Source organism: Parapedobacter sp. GCM10030251 (assembly GCF_042666505.1).
Taxonomy (GTDB): domain Bacteria; phylum Bacteroidota; class Bacteroidia; order Sphingobacteriales; family Sphingobacteriaceae; genus Parapedobacter.
In genome coordinates this window covers 149,789-173,931 of sequence record NZ_JBHTDN010000003.1, presented here as the reverse complement: position 1 = coordinate 173,931, position 24,143 = coordinate 149,789, and the positions used below count along the sequence as shown (strand labels likewise).

General features: G+C 50.3%; 18 protein-coding genes. 9 read left to right on the top strand and 9 right to left on the bottom strand.

Annotation, left to right across the window (positions count from 1 at the left end; all coding sequences use genetic code 11):
- Positions 1-101 precede the first annotated feature (101 nt).
- A complete protein-coding gene (glgX, locus tag ACFQRK_RS10100) occupies positions 102-2,222 on the bottom strand; it encodes a glycogen debranching protein GlgX (protein WP_379006150.1) in 2,121 nt (706 codons plus the stop codon).
- A gap of 42 nt (positions 2,223-2,264) precedes the next feature.
- Positions 2,265-6,365, bottom strand: a complete 4,101-nt coding sequence (gene treY, locus ACFQRK_RS10095) for a malto-oligosyltrehalose synthase (protein ID WP_379006147.1) — start codon at positions 6,363-6,365, stop codon at positions 2,265-2,267.
- Between the two features lie 138 nt (positions 6,366-6,503).
- Here treY and ACFQRK_RS10090 point away from each other — a divergent pair, with 138 nt between their 5' ends.
- The gene (locus ACFQRK_RS10090; RefSeq protein ID WP_379006144.1) at positions 6,504-6,764 is read left to right on the top strand and encodes a hypothetical protein; all 261 of its coding nucleotides are present in this window, start codon (positions 6,504-6,506) and stop codon (positions 6,762-6,764) included.
- Positions 6,765-6,798: 34 nt separating this feature from the next.
- Here the strand turns inward: ACFQRK_RS10090 and ACFQRK_RS10085 are convergent, their stop codons facing one another.
- From ACFQRK_RS10085 to ACFQRK_RS10075, 3 genes are read right to left on the bottom strand one after another with little or no spacing between them, the layout of a single operon-like run.
- Positions 6,799-7,977, bottom strand: coding sequence for a zinc-dependent alcohol dehydrogenase (locus tag ACFQRK_RS10085; RefSeq protein ID WP_379006142.1), 1,179 nt, complete (start codon positions 7,975-7,977; stop codon positions 6,799-6,801).
- 3 nt (positions 7,978-7,980) lie between these two features.
- Positions 7,981-8,682: an SRPBCC family protein gene (locus tag ACFQRK_RS10080; protein WP_379006141.1), complete on the bottom strand. Its 702-nt coding sequence runs from the start codon at positions 8,680-8,682 to the stop codon at positions 7,981-7,983.
- A gap of 18 nt (positions 8,683-8,700) precedes the next feature.
- Positions 8,701-9,228, bottom strand: a complete 528-nt coding sequence (locus tag ACFQRK_RS10075; protein WP_379006139.1) for a DUF4142 domain-containing protein — start codon at positions 9,226-9,228, stop codon at positions 8,701-8,703.
- Between the two features lie 314 nt (positions 9,229-9,542).
- Here ACFQRK_RS10075 and ACFQRK_RS10070 point away from each other — a divergent pair, with 314 nt between their 5' ends.
- From ACFQRK_RS10070 to ACFQRK_RS10060, 3 genes are all read left to right on the top strand, one after another.
- Positions 9,543-9,947 (top strand): SPW repeat protein, encoded by a 405-nt coding sequence (locus tag ACFQRK_RS10070; protein WP_379006136.1) that lies wholly within the window; start codon positions 9,543-9,545, stop codon positions 9,945-9,947.
- Between the two features lie 87 nt (positions 9,948-10,034).
- Complete coding sequence (locus ACFQRK_RS10065) at positions 10,035-10,286, top strand: hypothetical protein (RefSeq protein ID WP_379006133.1); 252 nt, start codon at positions 10,035-10,037, stop codon at positions 10,284-10,286.
- A gap of 94 nt (positions 10,287-10,380) precedes the next feature.
- Positions 10,381-11,046, top strand: coding sequence for a hypothetical protein (locus ACFQRK_RS10060; RefSeq protein WP_379006131.1), 666 nt, complete (start codon positions 10,381-10,383; stop codon positions 11,044-11,046).
- A gap of 8 nt (positions 11,047-11,054) precedes the next feature.
- On the opposite strand, the gene ACFQRK_RS10055 is transcribed toward ACFQRK_RS10060, so the two are convergent.
- The 4 genes from ACFQRK_RS10055 to ACFQRK_RS10040 all read right to left on the bottom strand — a co-directional run bounded on the left by ACFQRK_RS10055 (position 11,055) and on the right by ACFQRK_RS10040 (position 14,953).
- Complete coding sequence (locus ACFQRK_RS10055) at positions 11,055-11,414, bottom strand: two-component system response regulator (protein WP_379006129.1); 360 nt, start codon at positions 11,412-11,414, stop codon at positions 11,055-11,057.
- 6 nt (positions 11,415-11,420) lie between these two features.
- A complete protein-coding gene (locus ACFQRK_RS10050) occupies positions 11,421-13,415 on the bottom strand; it encodes a PAS domain S-box protein (RefSeq protein ID WP_379006128.1) in 1,995 nt (664 codons plus the stop codon).
- A gap of 208 nt (positions 13,416-13,623) precedes the next feature.
- Positions 13,624-14,070 carry a hypothetical protein gene (locus tag ACFQRK_RS10045; RefSeq protein ID WP_379006126.1) on the bottom strand — a complete coding sequence of 149 codons (447 nt, stop codon included), beginning with the start codon at positions 14,068-14,070 and terminating at the stop codon, positions 13,624-13,626.
- A gap of 133 nt (positions 14,071-14,203) precedes the next feature.
- Positions 14,204-14,953: a DeoR/GlpR family DNA-binding transcription regulator gene (locus ACFQRK_RS10040; protein ID WP_379006124.1), complete on the bottom strand. Its 750-nt coding sequence runs from the start codon at positions 14,951-14,953 to the stop codon at positions 14,204-14,206.
- 455 nt (positions 14,954-15,408) lie between these two features.
- Here ACFQRK_RS10040 and ACFQRK_RS10035 point away from each other — a divergent pair, with 455 nt between their 5' ends.
- The 5 genes from ACFQRK_RS10035 to ACFQRK_RS10015 are packed head-to-tail and all read left to right on the top strand — an operon-like array spanning position 15,409 to position 24,137.
- A complete protein-coding gene (locus tag ACFQRK_RS10035; protein ID WP_379006121.1) occupies positions 15,409-16,779 on the top strand; it encodes a DegT/DnrJ/EryC1/StrS family aminotransferase in 1,371 nt (456 codons plus the stop codon).
- Between the two features lie 24 nt (positions 16,780-16,803).
- On the top strand, positions 16,804-18,162 hold the full coding sequence (locus ACFQRK_RS10030; protein WP_379006993.1) for a hypothetical protein: 1,359 nt from the start codon (positions 16,804-16,806) through the stop codon (positions 18,160-18,162).
- Between the two features lie 22 nt (positions 18,163-18,184).
- A complete protein-coding gene (locus ACFQRK_RS10025) occupies positions 18,185-19,939 on the top strand; it encodes an amidohydrolase family protein (protein WP_379006119.1) in 1,755 nt (584 codons plus the stop codon).
- Entirely contained in the window at positions 19,936-23,031 is a 3,096-nt protein-coding gene (locus ACFQRK_RS10020) for a heparinase II/III family protein (RefSeq protein WP_379006117.1), read from the top strand. The genes ACFQRK_RS10025 and ACFQRK_RS10020 overlap by 4 nt, the downstream gene beginning before the upstream one ends.
- A gap of 5 nt (positions 23,032-23,036) precedes the next feature.
- Positions 23,037-24,137 (top strand): alpha/beta hydrolase, encoded by a 1,101-nt coding sequence (locus ACFQRK_RS10015; protein ID WP_379006115.1) that lies wholly within the window; start codon positions 23,037-23,039, stop codon positions 24,135-24,137.
- Positions 24,138-24,143 lie beyond the last annotated feature (6 nt).

Here is a 24,143-nt window from a genome sequence, read left to right as displayed (position 1 = left end):
CAGAGATTAGGAAGCTCCTCTCTCGTTGACAGTTGGCACAGCTATTTGTTTTAATATTTCGCGTGGCGCGGACGCGTTCGCGAAGCGTATGTTCCCGACAATTATTCAATACGTCGATACACCTGAGTCGTCCTGCCGGCGATCTGAACGGTATTTCCCGCGGCATACGCTTTCTGTTCGGCTTCCCCTTCACTACCGCCCGTATCGATTATTTTCTCCCAGACCCGCCCATACTTCTGGTTTTTGGGCAGCACGAATTCAAGCCCCTCGTAATGCGCATTGAAAATCAGGTAAAAGCTGTCATCCACAATCCGCTCGCCTTTTTCGCCAATGGAGTGTATACCTTCGCCGTTCAGGAATACAGCCAATGAGCGTGCGAAGTCATGATCCCAGCTTTCGTCCGGCATTTCCCGGCCATCGGGCAGGAACCATGCGATGTCTTCCACCCCGATTCCCTTTATGCGTTGGCCGGTAAACCACTTCCGGCGGCAAAACGTCGGATGTTCACGGCGCAACCGGATGAGCTGGCTGGTAAACGATAGCAAATCGTTATCCATCTCATCCCAATGCAACCACGAGATTTCATTATCCTGACAATACGCGTTGTTATTTCCCTGCTGCGTTCTACCCACTTCGTCCCCGGCCGCCAACATCGGCACGCCCTGAGAGAGCAATAGCGTAGTCAGAAAATTACGCTTTTGCCGTGCGCGCAGGGCGTTGATCTCGGCATCATCAGTCGGCCCTTCTGCTCCGCAATTCCACGAGCGGTTATGGTCTTCTCCATCCTGGTTATCTTCCTGATTCGCTTCGTTATGCTTATCGTTATAGGATACCAGGTCGTGCAGTGTGAAACCATCGTGTGCAGTCACGAAGTTGACACTGGCCGTGGGGCGGCGATAGTCGTCCTGATAGAGGTCGGAACTTCCGGTAAAGCGCTCGGCAAACTCAGAGAGCATGCTATCGGCCCCCCGCCAGTAATCCCGCACACAATCCCGGTATTTGCCGTTCCATTCGGCCCATCCAGGCGGAAAATTACCCACCTGATAACCGCCTTCGCCCAAATCCCAGGGTTCGGCGATGAGTTTCACCTGCGAAATTATCGGATCTTGGTGAATGATATCAAAAAACGCGCTCAAGCGGTTCACTTCGTGAAGCTCACGGGCCAAGGTAGCTGCCAGATCGAACCGGAAGCCGTCTACATGCATTTCAGTGATCCAATAACGGAGGCTATCCATGATCAGCCGGAGCACGTTGGGCAAATTGGCATTCAGCGTATTGCCGGTACCGGTATAGTCCATGTAATAGCGGGGATCCTCCGTTAGCCGGTAATAATTGGCGTTGTCAATGCCCTTGAAGCAGAGCGTAGGTCCCAAATGGTTACCTTCAGCAGTGTGGTTATACACCACATCCAAAATCACTTCAATGCCGGCGGCGTGCAGCGCCTTCACCATGTTTTTGAATTCCTGTACTTGCTCACCGGCAGTTCCCGTAGCCGCATAACGTGCTTCGGGAGCAAAGAAGCCGATGGAATTGTATCCCCAATAATTGGACAAACCGTCTGTTTGCCGATCGTTAACAAACTGATGCACAGGTAGCAGTTCAACGGCCGTGATTCCCAGCTTTTGGAGATACTCCACCGTGGCGGGATGCCCCAGTCCGGCATACGTGCCACGCAGGGCTTCCGGGATCGCGTTATTAAGCTTGGTAAATCCCTTCACATGCGCCTCGTAGATAATGGTTTTATGGAATGGAATGTTAAGTTGCGTATCGCCTTCCCAATCAAAAGCCGGGTTGATCACAATTGATTTGGGCACATGGGGTGCGCTATCCACTTTGCTGAAGCTCAAGTCTCCGTCGGAGTGGCCGGGCTCATAACCCAAGTGAACTTCGTGCGCGTTAACCACACCTGCTATCGCCTTGGCATAGGGATCCAGCAGGAGTTTGTGCGGATTGTAGCGATGACCTTCATTCGGTTCAAAAGGCCCATGCACCCGATAGCCGTATCGCTGCCCCGGCTTTAACCCCGGGATATAACCATGCCATACCTGATGGGTCCGTTCTGTGAGCGTGATTTTTTCTTCATGGGCATCGGCCGCGTCGCTATCGAATAGACACACCTGTACCTTGGTTGCATTTTCGGCATAAAGCGAAAAGTTCACCCCTTCACCATCCCATGTGGCGCCTAAAGGATAGGGTTTCCCTGGGTAAATCGAGTATTCCATAAACCAACAACCGAAGTGCGAATGCTTTTGTTTTTAAATTTCTCATCGTCCATACAGCCGTACCCACGCGGTCATTTTTTGCTGTAAATGATCGGTTAGGTGCTTCGCTCTCAGTCGCCATTGCCAGTTTTCCTGCGGCGCGGCAGGCACGTTCATGCGTGCCTCCGTACGCAACCCTAATAGGTCCTGCATGGGTAAGATGGCTAGCCATGCAGGCGATGCATACGCCATCCGGCAAAGCGCAGAACTCGCCTGCTGCGGATTCAGGCGACGCGTGCCCACATATGCGGTTAGCTGTGCCTTACCTTTTGCCTGCAATTCCTCTTGATACCAGCCCGCAACTGTATTATTGTCATGTGTGCCTGTAAATACCACGTCATTTGCCGTATGGAGGTGAGGCGCGTGGAGATTAGTCCCTACATCATCGCCAAAGGCAAATTGCAATACCTTCATGCCGGGCAAGCCCAATTCGTCACGTAGCCGGTAGACCCCCTCGTGGATATCACCTAAATCCTCGGCGATAAAAGGAAGTGCACCCAGTGCGTTCTTGATTGCATGGAACAACGCGATTCCCGGCCCAGCCTGCCAAGTTCCCTCCTTGGCGGTCTCCGCCCCTTTCGGAATCTCCCAATAATCGAAAAACGCCCTGAAATGATCCAACCTCAGGAGGTCATATAATCCTAGATTTTTACGTATGCGACCTATCCACCACTCGTAGCCCTGTGCAACATGATTTTCCCATTGGTATATAGGCATTCCCCAGTTTTGTCCTTCGACATTGAAGTAATCGGGCGGAACGCCGGCCATGCTGCTCATACGCCCTTGGCTGTCTAAACGAAAAAGCTCTGGATGCGCCCACACATCTACCGAATCGTGGTTGATGTAAAACGGCAGGTCGCCTATAAGTTCGATGCCCGCGTGGTTACAATACATCTTTAGACGCTGCCACTGCCCGAAAAATTGATATTGCAGCCACTTGGCCTGTTGAAGCGCATAAGCATGCTTGCGTCTGAAGGCGGCCAGCGCCTGTTCGTCCCGATTCCGATAAGCGCGGGGCCAACTATACCAGGGCTTTCCTTGATAACGTTCACGTAATACTTCGTAGTCGGCGTAGTCATCCAACCAAGCCGACTCGCGTGTACAGAAATCACCGAACTGGGGGTCTTCCTGACCACTCCACTGTTGCAGGTAATTCCGGAATGCTTTGCCAAAGAAAAAATGTTTTAAAGCCCGGGCTTCGGCATAGGCGACATGATCAGAATCTGGCAAGTGATTCGCCGTTAATTCGCGTTCAGTAATCCATCCGTTTCGCTGAAATTCGTCCAGACTGATCAGCAGTGTGTTCCCCGCCATTGCCGAGTGGGTGCTGTACGGAGAATGGTTTACCCCTTCATCCGTTGGGTGGTGCGGCAGCATCAGCCAATAGCGCTGGCGTGCGCCCCGCAAAAAGTCGGCAAACCGGTAGGCCTCCGGGCCCAGATCGCCTATGCCATAAGGCCCGGGAAGCGAAAACAACGGTAGCAGCACCCCGGCACCCCGCTGGGTTTTGCGTGTTTCCTCTGAAGCTGTCCATACGCCGATTGGCAATCGTTGTAGTGCCTGGTTAAGCCGCAGCGCACCGGCCGTTTCACACACCTCGTCAGTAACTACGTTACGCCACTGCCGCGGTGCACCTTCCGGCAGACGAATCCACGTGTCGCCCCAGTCAATGGGCTTCGCGCTGTTCGCATAGTCGATGACAGGCTGGTTGATGTGAATAGGTACGACGACAAGCAGCCAGTCGCCATCCAGCCTTCGTGTAAATGCAAGCACGTGTTTACGTTGTTTCCCCATGGCTACAACCGGCTCATAATCACCCTGCAAAGCTGCCTTATTTGAGAGACGCATTTGTGCAAGCCGCTCAGTAACGGCGTATTTCAATAATCCGCTGTACCGTTCCTTCCACCACTCCGTCACCTCTTCCATTCCACTGTGTTTGATCCGTTTCAACCGTTGTTGCCACTTACGCCGCGTGTTGAAATCCACCTTTCGCCGGTTATCCGGATCCACAAATGAGAGGTCCCATCCTTCGCAGCCCTGATAAACGTCGGGAACACCCGGACAGGTAAATTTTAGCACTACCTGCGTGAGCGAATTCAAGATGGCTACATCTGCCAATTCCCGATGCAAAGCACCGAATTGCTGAAGAAACGTTGTATGGGGGCGCAGGATGTTACGGATGAACCGGTGGGTTGCCTCTTCATAGGTAAGGTCGGGGCTTGTCCAATCCGTATGCCGCTTGGCCTCACGCAGGGCTTTGATCAGATAGGCCTCCAACCGGCCCCGGTACGAACTGACCGACTGACCGGGCATCGGGAATGTACCCCAAAGCGTTTGGTAGATAAAATATTCGTCGTTCACATCCGGCATCCCACTCGTTTTATATGAAACGTTTGCGTTCATCCAGCTCTTTACGGCCCGCATCCAGGTATGCGGAAACGCGGTAAGCGTCTGCAAACGCGCCCGCACATCTTCCCCCCGCTTCGTATCATGTGTAGCAGTCGCATTCAATGAATACGGATATTGCCCCGCCCGCTGCTGCATAGACCGGTGAAAGTCCGCTATTGCAAAGCTGAATACCGCAGGCGCGCCCCCTACCTCGTTGGCCCCGATGTAGCGATGGTAGGTATACATAAGCGTGTCTTCCAACCCCTTGGCCATCAATGCTCCGGTAAGTTGCATACACCGCTGATAAAAGTCGGCCAGGTGTTTTGCCGGCCTTTTTTTGGCTGTCAAAATTGAGGGCACCAAGGCGCTTTCCAGAAAACTCAGCCCCTCCCGCAATTCCGGTTCAGTAAGCGCCGCCTGCTGGAACACCTGCCGCACTTCCTCTGCCTCCGGTTCGGGCAAGGGAAAAGTACGGCCATACCAACGATAAACCGGGCAATGGATCACAAAGGATGCTAACGCCGATTTCAGCATAGCTTCGTTTAATGTTCCGGGCAGCTTTTCGCCACCCCATACGGCCACTCGAAAAAAATGAGCCAAGTTATCCAATTCGCCTTCCATGGCCGTATGTAGTTGTGTGCGTTTTGCCCTCGTTAGCAGCAAGGGTAGCGCAGCCCGGCCCGCCAGCTTGTCATAAAACCGGGACAACCGCCGTTCGTTGTTTCCGTCGGCCAGCAAACCATTGACCATCGCCAGAAAGTCATATCCCGTAGTGCCCTGTACCGGCCAAACAGTGGGCAAGGTCTCTTCCTGTTGGAGAATTTTCTCAACGACCACATAGGTATTTTCACCAACCAACTGCCGAAGCCGAACCAGGTAATCGGACGGATCAGCCAGTCCATCCACATGGTCGATCCGCAATCCAGTGAATACACCTTCCCTCACCAATTGCGCAATCAGCTGATGGATAAGGCCGAACACGCGGTCATCCTGTGTGTTAAGCGCAATTAAGCCATTTACCGTAAAAAAACGACGATAGTTTATGCGGCTTTCGGTATCTTTCCAATAGCAAGGTTCGTAATATTGACACGCCACAATTTCACGAATCAGCGTTTCAGGCCAGATTTCTGGGCCGGCCTCTGTCTCTTCACTACCACGGTGTTCCTTGAGATACGCGCGGATCAGGGAGTTCCCTGCTGCGTTGATTGGCCAATGTTGCCCATTATGGTCCAAGAAAAACGTATCGTCCTTGGTCAGTATCGTCAAGCGACCCGCTACGATTACCTCATCCAAAGGTGCATCGAGAAACGGCAGCATCAGACGACCCTGAAAATAGTCGGGGGCCGCGTAGGGCGCATCAAAAAACTTAAAAAACGGTGAATCCGGACCGTTTTCTAACACATCCCAAAGCCATGTATTTTCGGGATGGTACGCCATATGGTTGGGCACGATATCCTGTATCCAGCCGATCCCAGCCGCAGCAAGTTTTTTGGCGACAGCCCTCAGCTGTTCCAAGCTACCTATTTCAGGATTGATCTCCAAAGGATTCGTTTGGTCGTATCCATGCACACTGGTGGGCACTGCCCGAAAAATCGGCGAGGCATAGATAGCTCCGATTCCCAATTGCTGAAAATATGGAATCAGTTGGTCCAAATCGGAAAGCGTAAAATCCGCGTTGAATTGGATCCGATATGTTGTTGCGGGTACACTATTCATACGTAGGGGTTAACCCACTTTCAGCACCATTGTTCAGAATAGTTTCCTTTTTTGGCAATAAAAAATTTTATCGCTTATCAAACAAAGAAACTCCCCAACTGTTGGCGCAGAAAGGGAACAACCAAAAGAGGGACACTCATGAAAACATTGGATAGGTATCAACTTGAAGGAATGGGGTTTAATGCGCCGGAAGGTCCGTGCTTCGCCAATGGCCGGCTGCTTCGATTTTTTATTTTACGCAGTAAACCTTGGTTGGGTGTAGAAGAATATTTGCCTGTGCATAGCGATTCAGCCGACGAATCCGAAAGCGAGGTTTATGCAGTTAACTACGGAAAACATTACGTAAAGCCCATTCAAAACCTGGAAGACCTGCAAGACTTTCTTTACCAGCAATATTGATGATGCAGCAATATTATATTAATGATGCCCCGGATCAGCTTGCCTGAGGCATCAGGACTGCCCGGATACAACCGTCCGTCCGCCTATTGAACAATTCATACGCTTCGCTTCCCTTACGAAGCGGCATCGGGTGGGTCAGCATGAATGCCGGATCAATTTTACCCTTTCGGATCAAGTCGAACAACAAAGGAACATACCGTTGGCCGTGCATCTGACCGCCGCGCATGGTGAGTGCCTTATTGAGGAAAAGCCCCATCGGAATTTTATCGGCAAAACCGGCATACACGCCAACAACCGATAAAGTACCCCCTTTGCGGCAGGCGGCTATGGCTTGCCGTAATACGGCCGGCCGATCCGTCTCCAGCTTAAAAAACTGTTTCGTTCGGTCGTAATAATGTTCTATTCCAGTACTGTTTGCTTCCATGCCTACGGCATCGATGCAGCAATCTGGCCCCCTGCCACCGGTTGCCTCCTTCAATGCTTCCAGCACGTTGGTATCCTTATAATTCAGTACTTCAGCATGACCGTGGGTAGCTGCTGCAGCAAGCCGGTAATCGAGGCCATCGATAGCGATCACACGTTCGGCTCCCAGATGGTAGGCGCTCTGGATCGCCATCTGTCCGACACCGCCGGCACCCCAGACCGCAACGATATCGCCGGGTTTTATGCCGGCCATCTCCGCTGCCATATAGCCGGTTGGCACGCCATCAGATACAAATACTGCCTGTTCATCCGGAATATCTTCCGGAATTTTGAACGCTCCATAATCGGCAAACGGAACCCGGATGTACTCCGCATGGCTGCCTGCATATCCTCCGAAAAGATGAGAATATCCAAAAATACCCGCTGTGGGATATTGAAATATTTTTTCCTGAATAACGGCATGCGGGTTCGAATTATCGCATAACGACCATAATTGTTCCTTGCAATAGCTGCATTCCCCGCAACCGATAACGGATACCACCACAACGCGGTCGCCTACCGTTAGTTGGTGTACTTCCGGCCCTACTTCTACCACCTCACCGATAAACTCATGACCAAGGATATCACCGGCCTGCATCGAGGGAATGAATCCATTGATTAAATGGAGATCTGATCCGCAAACGGAACTCATCGTCACTTTCACCAGGGCGTCTCGTGGATTCAATATCTTCGGATCTTCGACCGTCTCGACGTTTAAATTTCTGACACCGTTCCAGCATAGTGCTTTCATACCTTATATCAGTTTAAATTTTCCTGTCCGCTTTCCTGAAGGCTGACCATTTATCGTCGGAATTTCACCAGCCTCTATCACACGCTTGAAGTTATACGCTTCGTTTTCGATAATGCCTTTGACAATCGGATGGAATAGCCGGGCTGCAGCGGTTCCAATCCCGCCGGCCGGGGGGTGGTAGCTGAAGATAATTCGTACCTCGGTTTCCTGCCTTGGGGCATCAAAAAACTCCACCTTACCTGCGTTCCGGATCAGTGCCCCATTGATCGACTGCCAACCAATCCGTTCGTTTGGCTCATCTTTGACGATTTCGGCGTCCCATTCAATTTTACCACCTATCCCCGGCACTTCTGCAACCCAGTGGGATTGCCGTTCGTTAAGCTCTTTTACTTCTTGCAAATGGTGCATAAAAGCGGGTAGATTGCTCAGTCTACGCCAATAATTGTATAAGAACTCGCGGGGCTTAGCGACTGTCATAACAGCTTTGATATTAATCGCCGGGGTTTGGACATCTTTTTTTCCAAGCCGTTTACTAATGGGGCAATAGCCCAATCCGCCCCGCATAAACAAATAGCCGCTGAACATCAGGGTCGGCACCGACCGGTAATTGAGACGCCTAAGGCCTTTAGCCAGGAGATAAGCACCCAGTGCCACCGAAACGATCCGTTCGGTGGCACCCACATTTTTGACAATTTTCTCATTCATATATTCGATCTAACCTTTTTATGGGTTGATTTGTGCGTTAAGTTCACGCGCATCTTCCAAATGTGCACGCAAGGTCGGTAGTTTACCTGCTGCCCATTCCCTCAAATCACCATCCAGGACACCGTCTGGACCCGAAGCGCGCTCAAACAGCGATACGGCCTGTTCGTGGGATAATACCATCTTACGGGCAAACTCCTGATCGAACGCAGCGCCCTCAAGCACCATTAAGTCCTCCAACATTTCCTGTTCCTTTTCCAAGAGATCGTTAGGCACCTGCCATCCTTTGCTGTCCGCCAGCGCGGCCAATTCCATACCCGCAGTACCGTGATCCATCACCATATGGCTACCATACTCGATAACCCGTTCATCAGCGCCTTGTTCGCCAACCAGCTCGCCGGCCTCAATTTCAAACCGGTTACTGCTCGCCGCCATCGTTACAAATTCCTGATTTTGCATGCGCTCCATGTCATTGTTGTCGTCATTGTCGCAGGCTCCCACTAATAGCATACATGGCATCGCTATCCAGAATACGTTTGTCCTTTTCATTTTACTCTTTTTTTAATGACTACTATATTTACTTCTGCCTATCCGTTGCCAAGTTTGTTCCAAAGCCGGCTGCGCCCCACACAACGTGCGTAACCGTAACCAACTGCCTATTTTTACAAATGCATTGGCCATCTCCTGTAAACCGCTGTGGAAGGTGCTTCTCCAAAAACAAACAACGGGTCGTTAATTTAGGACACTTACGCTGATAATGATCTTCTTGGCTGCCTTCGATGGTTTGGCTCGAAATTTTCATTACCTGCGTGTTTAACATTGCACTTTTCTTGGCAATATTACGTAACTAAAAAAATGAAATTATGAGATTCATTGGTCGAAAATTCCACGCTGTGTTGGATTATGCAGCAGGACTGTTACTCATCGCTGCGCCTTGGTTATTTGGATTTGCGTCTATTGCACCCGCCACGTGGACCGCAGTTATAGTCGGTGCGGCTATCATCGGGATGTCATTGCTCACTGATTACGAAGGGGGAGTGGCAAAATTCATCCCGATGTCGATCCACCTCACAATGGATGTTATCGCTGGGCTGATACTCGCGACATCGCCTTGGCTGTTTGGATTCGCAGATCAGCTTTATGGCCCCCACCTGTGGATGGGAATCGTGGAAATAGGTGCCGGACTGTTCACGGTCTCCCGTTCGCAGCACGCCACCCAGCGGCCATCCGATCACGGGCGTGGCGAACTACAAAGAGCCGCACACTGATCGTGATGAAAGCATTAGCATCGCTTTCAACCCAGGGCACCTGGGTGTCAATTGCTATTCGGGTGCCTGTATTTTAACTCGTGGACAATGAATTTGGGCAAGGACATACTCAAAATCTTAAACAAACGCTATCCTCCGAATACGTTGGTTGAGGCGACCTTCAAAAACTTGGATCTCGCTTTTAAGACCGATCAAGTAGGGTGGCCGGTGTTACTGTTCCTTGGAAAAAAAAATGAACACGGACAGGTTCAGGGAGAGCGGTATGCGAGGCGGTTAACGAGATCCGACGACGGCAAGGTGTTGAAAGATCATTGGGACCATAAAGGAAAGGCAACCTGAGACGCTTTAAGAGAGGGGTGTGAAATGATGAACGGTAAAACAATGTAAGTGGTAAAACAATGTAAGTGGTAAAACGTGTTAAATTACGTAGGCCATGAAAGCACAAACAACCATCAAAATTCTCCCATGTATTTTATGTTTTTTGATAAGTGCATGCAGCACTTCCACACGTATTACCGGCTCATGGAAAGATCCGGCCGTTGATGCCAGCACGGGAGAAAGTAAGCGCGTATTAATTACTGCTTTGACCCGTAATATCGAGGTACGCACGAAATTGGAAACCGCGCTAGCTCAAAAGGCAGCCGAACTAAATATCAATGCTATGAAGAGTTCGGATATTTTTACACCCGACTTTTTTCATGAAATTCCAGCGCGCGACGAATTATTTGCCAAAATCCGCCAAGCTGGCGTGGACGCCGTCCTGACGGTATCACTCATTGACACCGAAAGTGAAACCCGGTATGTGCGCGGTTCTACGCGCTATGCCCCTTTGCCAGCGTATTATTGGTACGGTGGCTTCTATTCGTACATTAATTACTGGCATCCCATTATGTATGATCCCGGATACTACGTGACCGACAAAACGTATTTTCTGGAAACCAACCTTTATAGTACCGAAACGGATCGCCTGATTTGGTCGGCGCAATCCGAAACCGTCAATCCGACGAGTATCGATGCCTTTGCAAAAGAATATCCAGAGGTATTACTGGAAAGAATGGTCAAAGACGGATTGCTGATACAGCAGGTACCACAACGGTAACCATGCGGTTAGGATGTTTGTTCGCTCACATTCATTACCATTTCTTTCAGTTCCTGAATTGAAAACGGCTTTTCAAGCACCGCATCTGCCGCGGCAGATGCAGCCAGCGCTTTGATGCTCGGATCCGCCGAAACCATCACCACGGGGATACCGCTTGTCTCCATATTGGATTTAAGGATGCGGCACAGTTCAAGCCCATCGATTCCCGGAAGTTGTTTGTCTAGCAAATATACCTCTGGATAGCTGTCTTCGGCTAATAATTCCTCGGCGCTATCGAATATCCGAATGGCAAATTCCGGCTCACTAAAAACCAACCGGGCAATGTCCTGAAGACTTTCATCGTCTTCAATAAAGAAAATGGTTCTCATTTGGGATTATGTTACGGTATGTATGGGTAGTTCAAAATAAAAGGTGGATCCTTCGTCCGGTATACTTTTCACGCCCATCCGTCCCCCATGCTTTTCAATGATTTCGTGACAAATGTATAGTCCAAGCCCAATACCGGAGACAGCTTCGGCTAACGCTCCCTTAACCCGGTAAAACCGGTCGAATATTTTGTTCTGTACTGCTTTCGGGATTCCCATACCAAAATCCTGCACACTAACGCGCACATACTCGCCGTGACTTTCGGCGCTGACGATGATATCACCGCCCTTTGGCGCATATTTAATGGAATTGGATATCAGGTTGTCCACTACTTGTCCCAGGCGCTCGATATCGCCCGATACCATCGGAAGTTTCTGTGCAGTAAAGACGATATGATGCCGGGACGTGGTAAGTTGGCCCTGGAGTACGTGTTCTTCCAGCAGTGCATTCAGATCGATGAGTTCAAGCTGCAACGCCAGCTGTCCACTCGAAATCCGACTGGTATTCAATAGCGAATAAATGAGTTTAACCAGCCGGTTTACCTGCACGTTCAGCTTGTTGATAAGTTGTACGACAATCGGTGCGGCGGCGCCGTCCATCATACCCGCTAAAATCTCGCCATAGGCCTTAATACTCGTAATAGGCGTTTTCAATTCATGGCTTGCGATGCCAATGAATTCATCTTTCTGCCGTTCCAGTTCCTTTTGCCGGCTAATATCAATGGATACGATGGTTGCAGCTTCTACGTTGCCCGCTTTATCAAAAATCGGTGAAACATGGTTATTTACCCATACGACCGTGTGGTCTTTTCGCACCAATCGCTTCTCGATCTCGTAGGCTTTACCTTCTGACACCAATTGCTCAAAAGCGATTAGGTTACGTTCCTGATCTTCTGGATAGATGACGTCGTTAACACCCAACGAAAGCAACTCTGCACAGTCGTAGTTCAGTAGACGGCAAAATTGGTCGTTGCTGAAAATAATATTTCCCTGAAGGCTGACCTTTAGGATGCCAGCTATACTCTGACTCACAATGGCACGGTAATTCTCTTCCGATTTCCGCAAAGCTTCCGCTGCTTTAGCCTGATCCATCGCCACCCAGGTACGTTCGGCTGTCTCCCTCGCCAGGTCAATTTCCTCTTCCGTCCACTTTCTCGGTTCGCGGCAAGCAATACATAACAGTCCGCGAGGTCTGCCTTCCTTTATGACAGGAATGTCTATAAACGAGAGCGCCTGGAATTGGATGCATACCTGCTTAGCCTCCTCATCCAACATCGCGGTGGTGCGTGCGTCGTGAACAACGAACGGATGTGCGTTGGTTATCGCGGCCCTCAACATCGGAAATTCGAGGGCGTCTTCCTTTTCTGTTTCACAGTAATCACACCGGTCCGCTCCAAAATGATCCATCGCAAGCTGTCCCACTGCTTGCTGGATGTTAATCGGGTCGGACAAGGATCGCAGCATATCACTTAATTGAAGCAGATAAGCTTGTTGTTTTTCCCGTCGTTTACGTTCGGAAATGTCTTTAAGCAATACCGCTACCTGAGCATCCTTCGGGTCGCCGATACGAAAGGCGTGGATATTATAAAATTTTCCCAGCGCATCAGTGCCATATTCAAAACGCTGTGCTTCGCCGGTCTGTGCGATGCGTGCGTACATTTCAAACCATTCGGGCTCGTGTTCAGGAGCGATTTCACGCATCGTTCTTCCAAGCGGATTTCTAATGCCCGTTTGTTCTTCGAAAACCCTATTAACCTTCAAAAAACGATAATCAATTGGGTGAGCATCGTCATCAAACAGGACTTCGACGATGCAAAACGCCTCGTCCAATGAATCAAACAGCTCCTTATATCGCGCTTCAAGTTGATAAAGTTGCCGGTGTTGGTATCTAACGGTTTCTTCAGCACGCTGCAATTCCAGCAAGCAAGCGTCAAAACTCTCCGGTAAATCACTGAGGCTTTCGCCGTGGTAAGAAAATTGACCGGATGTTGGTTTCTTTTCCATCGCTTGTGGCTATCTTGATGATGATATAACCTTACTTTACGAAAACAGTTTGCCCGGATATAAGTTTTGAAAGAACAACTTAAAATACCGCCTCTAAAATAGCTGTTTTTCCGGACAATCAAATAGAATAAAGCCCGTCATCGTGCACGATGACGGGCCGCCCCCGAACGCGGTTTACGCGATCCACTTAAATTCGCTAACCTATCAGCTATCGGCCTTCTTTCCTCAAAACCTTCCCTTTTTTATCGATCAGGAGGGTAGCGTCCTCATCGTCTGAGGTAATGTCCACTGCAAAAAGGTCACCGTCGGTTGCATCCTCTATCCGAATGTAATTATCCACTTCGTAGCCATCCCCGACATATTTGTCAACGGTAGCCACAATCAGCGGGGGTAATTTCTGTTCAGATATCGGTGTTGATGTGCGAAGCCATTTGCCTTTCATGTCGATTTCCATAACCGCGCCATTCGATAGAACGGCGACATATTTGCTGCGTTCCTTATCAACCACCCAACTTTTGATGGAGTGGCCCGCCGCTTTGCCTTCTGCTGTAGCCTTTGCGTGGGCAGGGACGGCTTCCTGAGCCCATACGCCGGTTTCCAGGATCAAGGCCGTTATGACCAACAGACTCTTGATCCATACTTGGTTCCTGTTCATTACTATTATTTTTGATCTACCGCAAAAGTAAAAGGCATTCCCATTTCCCAATTGCGCGCAGATACGGCACTCTTTTTTTACGTAGTACTACGTAGAGGTGAGCCATCAAACAATCGAAAGGGGCAAGTCGGGTCTAGATAACCGCTATATTTTTATCTACGTACTGAGTCAGGAGCCGATCGGCAGGATCTAACTCTGTAATGAGGTAATCTACCTGGCTAGCGGAACAAATATTCAGCCATTTGGCAGTGTTCAGTTTTTCAGAAATACTGATAACGGCAATTTTTTTGGAAGATCGGATCAATGCCTTTTTAACCTGAACAACCTCCCAATCCAAATCGGTTAATCCTTCTTCCGCCGAAAATGCGTTGGCGCCCAGTATGCATAAATCCGCTTTTAAACCAGCCAGTTGATTGACAACGCTCGCACCGATAAACAAATTGGCATTTCTCTCCAGCTTTCCGCCAATTCCGATAACGTTCAGATTTTCATGTTGAGCAAGTGTGATGGCCACCTGAGGGCTAATGGTTATGATGGTCAGTTTCAGCGATGAAGGAATCATCTTTGCTAACTCCAGCATGGTCGTCCCTCCTTCGGTAATGACCACCATATTGTTTTTAAGTAGTTTTATGGCTTTGTCGGCAATCACTCGCTTGGCTTCTGCAGCATACACTACGTTCTCATTGCTAAACGGCGCAACAAACGACTTACTGATCGCGCCACCATGCACCTTAATAATCTTCCCTTCCTGCGCCAACTCGTATAAATCGCGTCGAATAGTATCGTCTGAGACATTGAGTTGTTCGCTCAATTCTACCGAAAACACCTTGTTATGTAGGTCAATCTCCCTTAAGATCAGTTCTTGCCGTTTACTTTTTCGCATGCGTATAGATTGTACAATTTACTCTTCCTGAAAACCGCACTGGTTCGGTTTATAATCAACAAATATAGTGATCTCGCCGAGATAATCAACCATCCGTTTCGATTTTGTAAAGGGCAGATTGCGTTCTTAACCGGCGAAAAAGCAAAAAAAAATAAAAAAATCCAATTAGTATTAAAAAAACCGCATATATTAGCGGTTATAAAATTATAAACCGCAAATTTAACAGAGAGAGGTAAGTAGATTGGTTTAAAATCTAGGTTTTATGCGTTTTTAAACCCCATAAAGAATTGATTGAAACACGATGAGTCTTATTAGGGCCCTCACGCAAGCTTCTTCACCACTCAAAGCAGATTCTGCTGATGAAATGCTCGTTAACGGGACCTTCAAAAAACTAGTTCAGCAAGCGGTCTCATTGATACCGCGGAAAACGGATAATGAATCAAAATTATTTTCGAATGAAAAAACAAACATGGAGTCGCAGACGATTTATTGAACAAACCGGATTGGGAGCCGCAGCCGCCCTCGGAAGCGGAGTATTCGCATCGTGGCCTAACCATTCGGTCGCTGCAGCAAGCGGCGACGCTGAAAAACTAGCCTTGCTGGGCGGTAAGTCCATTCGATATCAAAAGACGTGGCCCAAGTGGCCACACATCGACGATAAACTTGTCAACAAAGTGGTTGAAACAACGAAAAGCGGCATTTGGAGTCGGATTCAATCGGCCAAAGGCACGGTAGCCACCTTTGAACCCCTGTTTGCCAAGCTTATTGGTTCGGAGTATTGCGTAGCCACCGGTTCGGGCACCCAGGCGCTTAGTACCTGCGTTGAAGCATTAAATATCGGTCCCGGCGACGAAGTAATCACGTCGCCTTATACCGATTTTGGAACCATATCGGCGATTCTGACCAGCCGCGCCTTACCCGTATTGGTCGATTTGGATCCCGATTCCTTTCAGTTAGATCCAGACGAAGTAGAAAAACACATCAATTCCAACACGAAGGCCATCATGCCGGTGCATATTATGGGATTACCGGCCAATATGGAACGCATCATGTCGCTTGCTAAAAAACACGGACTGGCTGTGATTGAAGATGCTTGTCAGGCCCCTTTTTCACGGTATCAGGGAAAAGCGGTGGGTCTCATCGGCGATTTGGGCTGCTTCAGCTTCCAGGCAAGCAAAGCCATCGCCTGTGGCGAAGGCGGTGCGGTAGTCGGCAACAACCAGGCGCTCATGGAGGAATGTTTCACGGTACAAAATCGCGGAGCTTCCCGGGCTGGGAAAAACGAACGGATCGGCCCGAAGTATCGCATGAACGAATTTGAAGGCGCTGTTTTGCTCGGCCAACTGGACGATGCCAAAACGCGTTTTGAAATACGGGACGCAAATGCCAAATACCTCAGCGAGAAGCTGAAGGACATCCCGGGTCTTACACCGCAGAAACAGTACGAAGGTACCGAGAGCGGATCCTATTACAATTACGCCATGAAATTTGACGACCAAACGTTCGGGATCGATCGCAGCACCTTCTTGAAGGCAATACAGGCGGAAGGAGTGCCATTCACTTCCTACATCCGTGAAGGTCTGCACCGGGCTCCCTGGGTCGACACAATACTTAAGCAACCGGTGTATAAACGTTTTTATTCCGAGCAGCGTCTCCGCACGTATCGGGATGAACTGGTGTTACCGAACTGCGACGAGATAACCGATCGAACCTTGGTGGCTTTTTGGGGTTCCGGCGTGTTACTGGGAAGTAAGGATGATATGAACGATATTGTCAATGCCGTTACCAAAGTGTACGAAAACAGGGATCATCTGCGTAAGGTTTGACGCCGCGGACAGCTAAAATACGTTATGAGTAAATACATTTCTTTTTTCCTGATTTTTTGTGTTGGATTAGCTAGCGCATCGCAAGCCCAAACCCATCCGGGCTCCGTAAACATACGTGTTTTCGATGTCGATGCCACGCCGCCGGTAGGCAGTTACCTTACGTATGACCAGATGACCCATACGTGGGACATGGGGCTCCGTGCCAAGGGAGTGGTCATCAGCGGCTCCGGCAAGCCCATTGTGCTTTGCTCGGTCGACTGGATCGGCATCGCAAACGAAGGACAGGATGAATTCAAGCGCGTATTGGCCGAGGCTGCGGGTACGAACCCGGACCGGGTGGCGGTACACACCGTCCACCAGCACGACGCACCTACCTGTGATTTCGGAGCAGAGGCCTTGTTATTATCAAAAGGATTGGATCCTATCAATTACGAGGGATCGTTCGCACGCAAATTATTGGTACACTTGGACAGTACGGTACGCGAATCCATGCGGAAAGCTCCCATCCCGGTAACGCACATCGGATTAGGCACCGCGAAAGTACACGAGGTTGCATCCAACCGCCGGATATTGGATGCCAATGGAAAAGCGACCATCAGCCGGACGTCCGCCTCCCCCAAACCGGAGGTCAGGGCTTACCCCGAGGGATTGATCGATCCGGAAGTATCGTTAGTCAGCTTCTGGAATGAAGAGAAGCCCGTGGCTGTCCTGAGTTATTACGCCGTGCACCCGCAAAGTTACTACCGTACCGGAAACGCAAATCCTGATTTTCCGGGAATCGCCCGCTTCTTGCGCCAATTGGAGGTGCCCGATGCACTTCACATTCATTTTAACGGTGCGGGAGGAGACGTAACAGCGGGAAAATACAACGATGGCGCCAAGGAAAACCGATGGTTATTGGCACAGCGTCTTGCTACGGGAATGAAAGAAGCCTGGCTACAGACGAAAAAGCAACCCATCCGTGCGGCCGACATTGCGTGGACCACTGAACCCCTCCGACTGCCCATTTCGCCTTCCGCTATTCAACTGGAAGAAAAACTGGCGGAACACAATGCGATCTTTTTAGCCAATAATGTGTACAAATTGGTGTTACACAAACGGCAGTTACAAGGCAAATACATCGAACTTTCCTGCCTTAAACTGGGCAACGCCCGGGTCCTGCACCTGCCTGGTGAACCGTTCGTTGCTTTTCAACTGGCAGCCAAGAAAATGCGCCCGGATTTGTTCGTCGCAGTCGCGGGGTACGGCGATTATGCACCGGGATACATCTGTACCGCTGCCGCCTATGAGGAAGGCGGATATGAAGCGGGTCCGGCTTCCGGTGTTACCGCCGAAGCCGAAAGCATCGTGCTGGCAGCCATGGATAAACTACTGAATCAATAACCTTCCTAAACTCGGACAAAACATGACAACAAACTACGAATCGCGGCGGAACTTTCTGAAAAAAGGAGCATTGGGCGGGCTTTCACTCGCCTTGGCGGGCTCCATGTCGTCATTTTCCTGGAAGATGGATGAAGAGGCTCCCCTTGTTTATTTCGATGGATTTACGAACGTTGGCCCCAAACGCAACAAGCATCCTGCAGAGCGTTGGAGTTTGAAGCATCTGATCGATGAGATGGATCATTGCTCCATTTCAGGAGCGCTGGTCGCCTCCGTGCTGTCTGTTACGTATGACCCCATGTACTCCAACCTCGATCTGAGCAAGCAATTAAAACCTTATCCCCACCTCTTTGCGGTATGGAACCTGATGCCGGCCAATACCGGTGAATTTCCGCCGCCCCCAGAGTTGGAAGTTTTGATGAAGGAGCACGATGTGCGGGCCGTAACCGTTAACCCCACGGGGAACAACTGGGACTGGAAAACTCCTGAAGCAATAGAACTTTTCCGCTGGTTAATGGAAAAGCGCACACTTCTGATCATTGCCCCCGATCAGTTCGGCGGGTTGGGGGGCGTCAAGGAACTGCTGAACAGCTATCCTGAACTTCCGGTGTTGCTTACCGGTGTGTACTGGTCATTTCAGCGGACCATTCTACCCATGTTGGCCGCATACAAAAACCTGCACATCAGCTTTGAAAATTTTCAGATCAACGAAGGGCTGGAGACCTTGCACCGCGATGGGTACACGGACCAACTCATCTTTGCGTCCAATGCCCCTACCATGTCCGCGGGCGCACACCGCACCTATGTTGACTATGCCGCCATCCCCCGGGAAGCCCGTCAAAAAATTGCAGGAGGCAACCTAACCCGGCTATTGCACGGGCTCCACCCTCCGGCAACCAAAGAAAACAAGGCCGAGGACATCCTGATGCACGCCATCCGCCATGGGAAACCCGTCCCGGTACCCGTCGTGGACATGCACATGCACATTCTTCACGAAGGACTAAATGGCACGGGCTGGCATTACCGGATGCATAACGGCGGGCCAAGCGGTGTCTTTGCCTTGATCAAAAAACTCGGATATGCCGGCGGAGGAATTATGAGTTGGAACGGCGTAGTCAGTGTTGATTCCGCGAACGGTAACGTTACCACTACCCAAGCACTGGATGTCGCGCCCGAAGGTTACTGGGGCCTGGCGAACTTCGACCCTTCACATTACACACAGGAAGAATTGGCCAAGATGATTCCCGAAGTGTATAAGGACAAGCGCTTCATCGGCATGAAACCTTACTTGCACTATGGGATCCCCTATCACGATCCATCCTACGATATCTGGTGGAAATACGGCAATGAAAACCAACTGTATGGCCTGTTACACAGCACGCGTTCGGATCTGCAGGAGATAGAAACCCTTGCTCCCAAATACCCCAATGTGCGATGGGTCATTGCGCATGCCGGCAGCAACTTCCGAATGGCGGATATGGCCATCGCTGCGATGAAGAAGTACCCGAATATTTATGCCGAAATCACTCTCACTCCCGTCCAGCTGGGTATCGTCGAATACCTCGTTGAAGGTGCGGGTGAAGACCGCATTATGTACGGGTCGGACCTGCCCATGCGCGACCCAAGGCAGCAACTCGGATGGGTAGTGTTTTCGAGGCTTCCCCTGGAGATCAAAAAGAAAGTACTGGGAGAAAATGCTTTCCACATCATCAAACCAAAGTTGGATAGTATGCCGCTCCACAGTATCCCGAAACATTTCCGTTCTTTCAGAGGCCAATGATGAAGATTTTATTTACCGGAATACTTAGTGTTTTTGGTTCGTGGTTATGGGCACAAACATCCAATGAGCTGCCCATTCCGCCTTTTAAACCGGAACCACCACGTACGGCCGGATTTGCATTAAAAACAGACCGCCTGTTCTACAGCGATCAGGAAATCGACATCGCCCGAAAAAACATCGCCACCCATACCGGTGCCAAAAAGATAGCCGATAACATTATCAAATCGGCTGACTATTGGACCGATTGGACCGACCAGGCGATTGTAGATCTGATGGCCTCCGCGCAGGTTCCGAGAGCGTTCGACCTTAATGCAAACGGATGTCCTGTCCACGGGGCGGAAGTATTTAACAAAGGAGGCGCCTACCCCTGGGTCATTGACCCAAGGCATCCTTTTCAGGTGAAATGCCCGGTCGGCGGGGAAGTATTCCCTTCCAATGATTATGCCGCATATTACCGAAGCGGGTTTACGCAAAAGCCGTCCGCAGACACCGCCTATGTGGATGACGGATGGGGATGGGTGTCGCCCCATGGCGAGCGATATTGGTTTGTTGCCCACGCAAACCACTGGATCTGGCACCGTCATATTATCCCCGGTATCCTCAATCTCGCACGGGCCTATCAATTGACAGGCGATACCCGCTACGCCTACAAATCGGCGCTAATGCTCCACCGGTTGGCCGAGGTATACCCCTCCATGAACCACGAAGACCAATCCCGATATGGCTTGATGATGAAGGCCAGGAATTCCGTTTATCGAGGCAAGATTGTCAACGCCATCTGGGAAACGTTTATCGTTCTGGCTGGAGCAGAAGCCTACGATGCGATCTGGGATAGCATCGACGGCAATACGGGCCTTCAGCAATACCTTGGAAAGACGGGCGAAGAAATCCGGGCATACATCGAAGCCAATTTTCTGGAGGAGGCACTGCGGGCATTCGATCAAAATAAGGTACTGGGCAATTTCGGCATGCACCAGAGCGCTGTGCTCGCCGTGGGCCTTTCCCGGCAGTATGCAGATCTGGACAAATACATTCGCCTTCTACTGGAAGACCCGGGTGAAACCCGCAGTAAAATGGGGATAAATTATGCGTTATACAACCAGGTTTTCCGGGACGGTTTTCCCCTTGAATCCCCGCAATATAACTCGCTGTGGATCCGTTACCTCGCCGTGATGGCCGAATTGCTACGCAAACAAGGGGTTAATCTGTACCAGAACCCCAAATTTAAGCGCATACTGGATGCACCGATCCAATCGCTGGCTATCGGCCGTTATACCCCTGCCCTCGGAGATGGCAGCGACGTGTTGGGCGATATCAGCGGCCAAAATCCGGAAACTTACCAGTCGGCGTATTCTGCTTGGGGCGATTCCACGTACATCGCCTGGCTTAACCGGTCGGAAGACGAATATTTCACAACCTACGAGTCGCTCTTCCGATCGCCAATCGGGCGTAAGAATACCCTTGCGAAAGGCCGGCTATTGGCGCCCACTAGCTCCCGTCTTTTTGCGGGATATGGATTGGGCATACTGAACGACCGCCCGGACGAGACCGCACTTGCCGTGAAATACGGCATGCATTACGCGCATTATCACTGGGATTTCCTGAATGTAGAGTTGTTTGCAAACGGACAGAAAATGATGCCGGACCTCGGTTATCCCGATGCCATGAACAATTACGTCCGGGAAGTTTACACCTGGTCCAAGAATACGGTATCCCACAACACCGTGGTAGTTGACGAAATCCATCAAAACAACAACCTGCCGGGCGTACTCCACCATTTTTCAGAGGGTGATTTTGCGCAGAGCATTGATGTGGAATCCTTCGCCTACCGCCATCTCAACCAGTACCGCCGGAATCTTGTGTTAATAAGCGGAGACGCCGGGCAGAGTTATGTGGTGGACTTTTTCCATGTTCAAGGCGGAAAACAACACGATTATTCGTTGCATGGCCCTCCCGGTGAACGCACGCTCTCCGAGGGCGATTGGAGTACCGTACAACCCGGGACTTTCGCGGGTCCAGATGTGGAGCTTGGGAAGATTTATGACAACAAACTGCTTGAGCAAAAGGGTGACACCATCGGTTACGGCGGCTATGGCGGCTCGGGATACCAACACCTGTTTAATGTGCAGCGTTTGGAACAGGGGAACCCGTTGCTATCTTTCAAGCACCTGAAAGACCCGGGCGCGCAATTACGGATACATGTATTACCGTTCGACGGACAACAGGTATACGTCGCAGACGCGTACGATAAGCCAAGAGCCAAAGACCATACCTTGACGTATCTGATTGCCAGAAGAAAAGCCGCAGCTTCGCAGTCACTGAACAGCACCTTTGTAGGCATCTTTGAACCTTTTACCGGGCAGCCCTATCTCGAAAAAATCGAACAACTTGCCCTGAACGGCGGCGACGGTACAGCACTTGCTATATCCCGTGGTGAACGGTTGGATGTCGTGATCCGGGATACGGCAAATACGGTCAAAATATTGGACCGCTATCACATCAAGACCGATGCTAACACCGCCGTAGTAACCATCGACCGACAGGGTCGCCCACAACGGGTATACTATACCGATGGCACCTTCCTGGAGGTAAACGGAAAGACCTTCCGAAGCCGCCCGATTGAAGGGACCGTACGGAAAGTTGACACCAAACGCAATGAATTAGTCGTTGAGTTGGCAGCAAATCTGCCCAAAACGGCCAAAAATTCCTTTTCCGGTATTTTTCATATAACCAACCCCTACCGAACCACCGTACATCCGGCTACGGCAGTTCCCGGAGCAGGGAACACGTTGCGTCTGAAGTTGCACGACGATCTACTGGTAGGTTATTTTGGCGCGGCAAAAGTGAGTGGAGAACAAATCACCTCTGATACCGAGCTGAATTTTTATCACCATTACCGGGGAGCAGCGCTGCTGGATGATACGCATGCCTTCCTAGGTCAGGTCGTCAAGGCGGATCGCAAAGCGGTGGCAGTGGATCGGCTTGGTTCCGCACGGTTGACTCCCGGGGATAAATTATGGTTAGCCAATGCATGGGAAGGTGATCGGATAACCTTTAAAACGGTATTTTCTTGGCGTGTAGATAATAACTGACCCGTATGTCAAAAACCAGTTTCTTTTTCGGAATATGCACGATCCTCTTTATATCGTGGCAGGATAAGGAGGATGTTCGCCAGCATCCGGCGGGGTTATTGACCTACCTGGATGAAAACGGAACCCCAAGAAAGGTGCGAACCGCTGGCGATTGGCGAAAAAAAAGGGATCAGATCCTATCCCGGATGCAACAGGCAATGGGGCCATTGCCGGATACATCGGGACTGGGTGCCCCACAGGTTCAGGTCGTTTCCCAGGAAAACCGCAAAGGTTACACGTTATTCAACATCCGTTACCTGGCGGCGCCCGAAGAGTGGGTACCGGCGTTTCTATACATACCGTCGAAATCAGCTAAAAACGAACGGCTCCCGGCCATGCTGGTGCTTCACAGCACAGGCAATCTCGGAAAGGCGATTGTTGATGGTCAGGGAACTACAGAAAACCGGGGGTATGCAAAGGAACTCGCCGAACGGGGATATGTTGTCATTGCTCCCGATTACCCTAGCTTCGGCGATCTGAAGGATTACAATTTTGCAACCGACCGTTATGAGTCGGGCACCATGAAAGGAATTTTTAACCACCTCCGTGCCGTCGATTTACTGGTAGCCAGAGACGATGTAGACCCAGACCGGGTCGGCGTCATCGGCCATTCCTTAGGTGGCCACAATGCCATCTTTGTCGGCAGCCTCGACGAGCGCATCCGCGTGGTCGTCTCCAGTTGCGGCTGGACACTTTTTGACCATTACGACATCGGTGAGGCAGGAACGAAAACCTACGGCGGCAAACTGGGGCCCTGGGCTCAGGATCGATACATGCCATACTTCCGACAGCGGTATAACCTTGATCCCTCCCGCGTCCCATTCGATTTCGATGAAGCAATCGCAGCCATCGCACCGCGGGCATTTTATTCGAATTCACCGATCAATGATCATAATTTCAATATCGATGGCGTAAAAAAAGGCATTGCACGGGTTGCCGGGGTTTATCAATTTCTCGGAGTGGAACCGCGCTTACAGGTAGCCTACCCCGATGCAGAACACGACTTTCCCTATGAAACGCGGATGAAAGCGTATGCTTTCATAAACCATATGTTAAACACCAATTAATTTAAC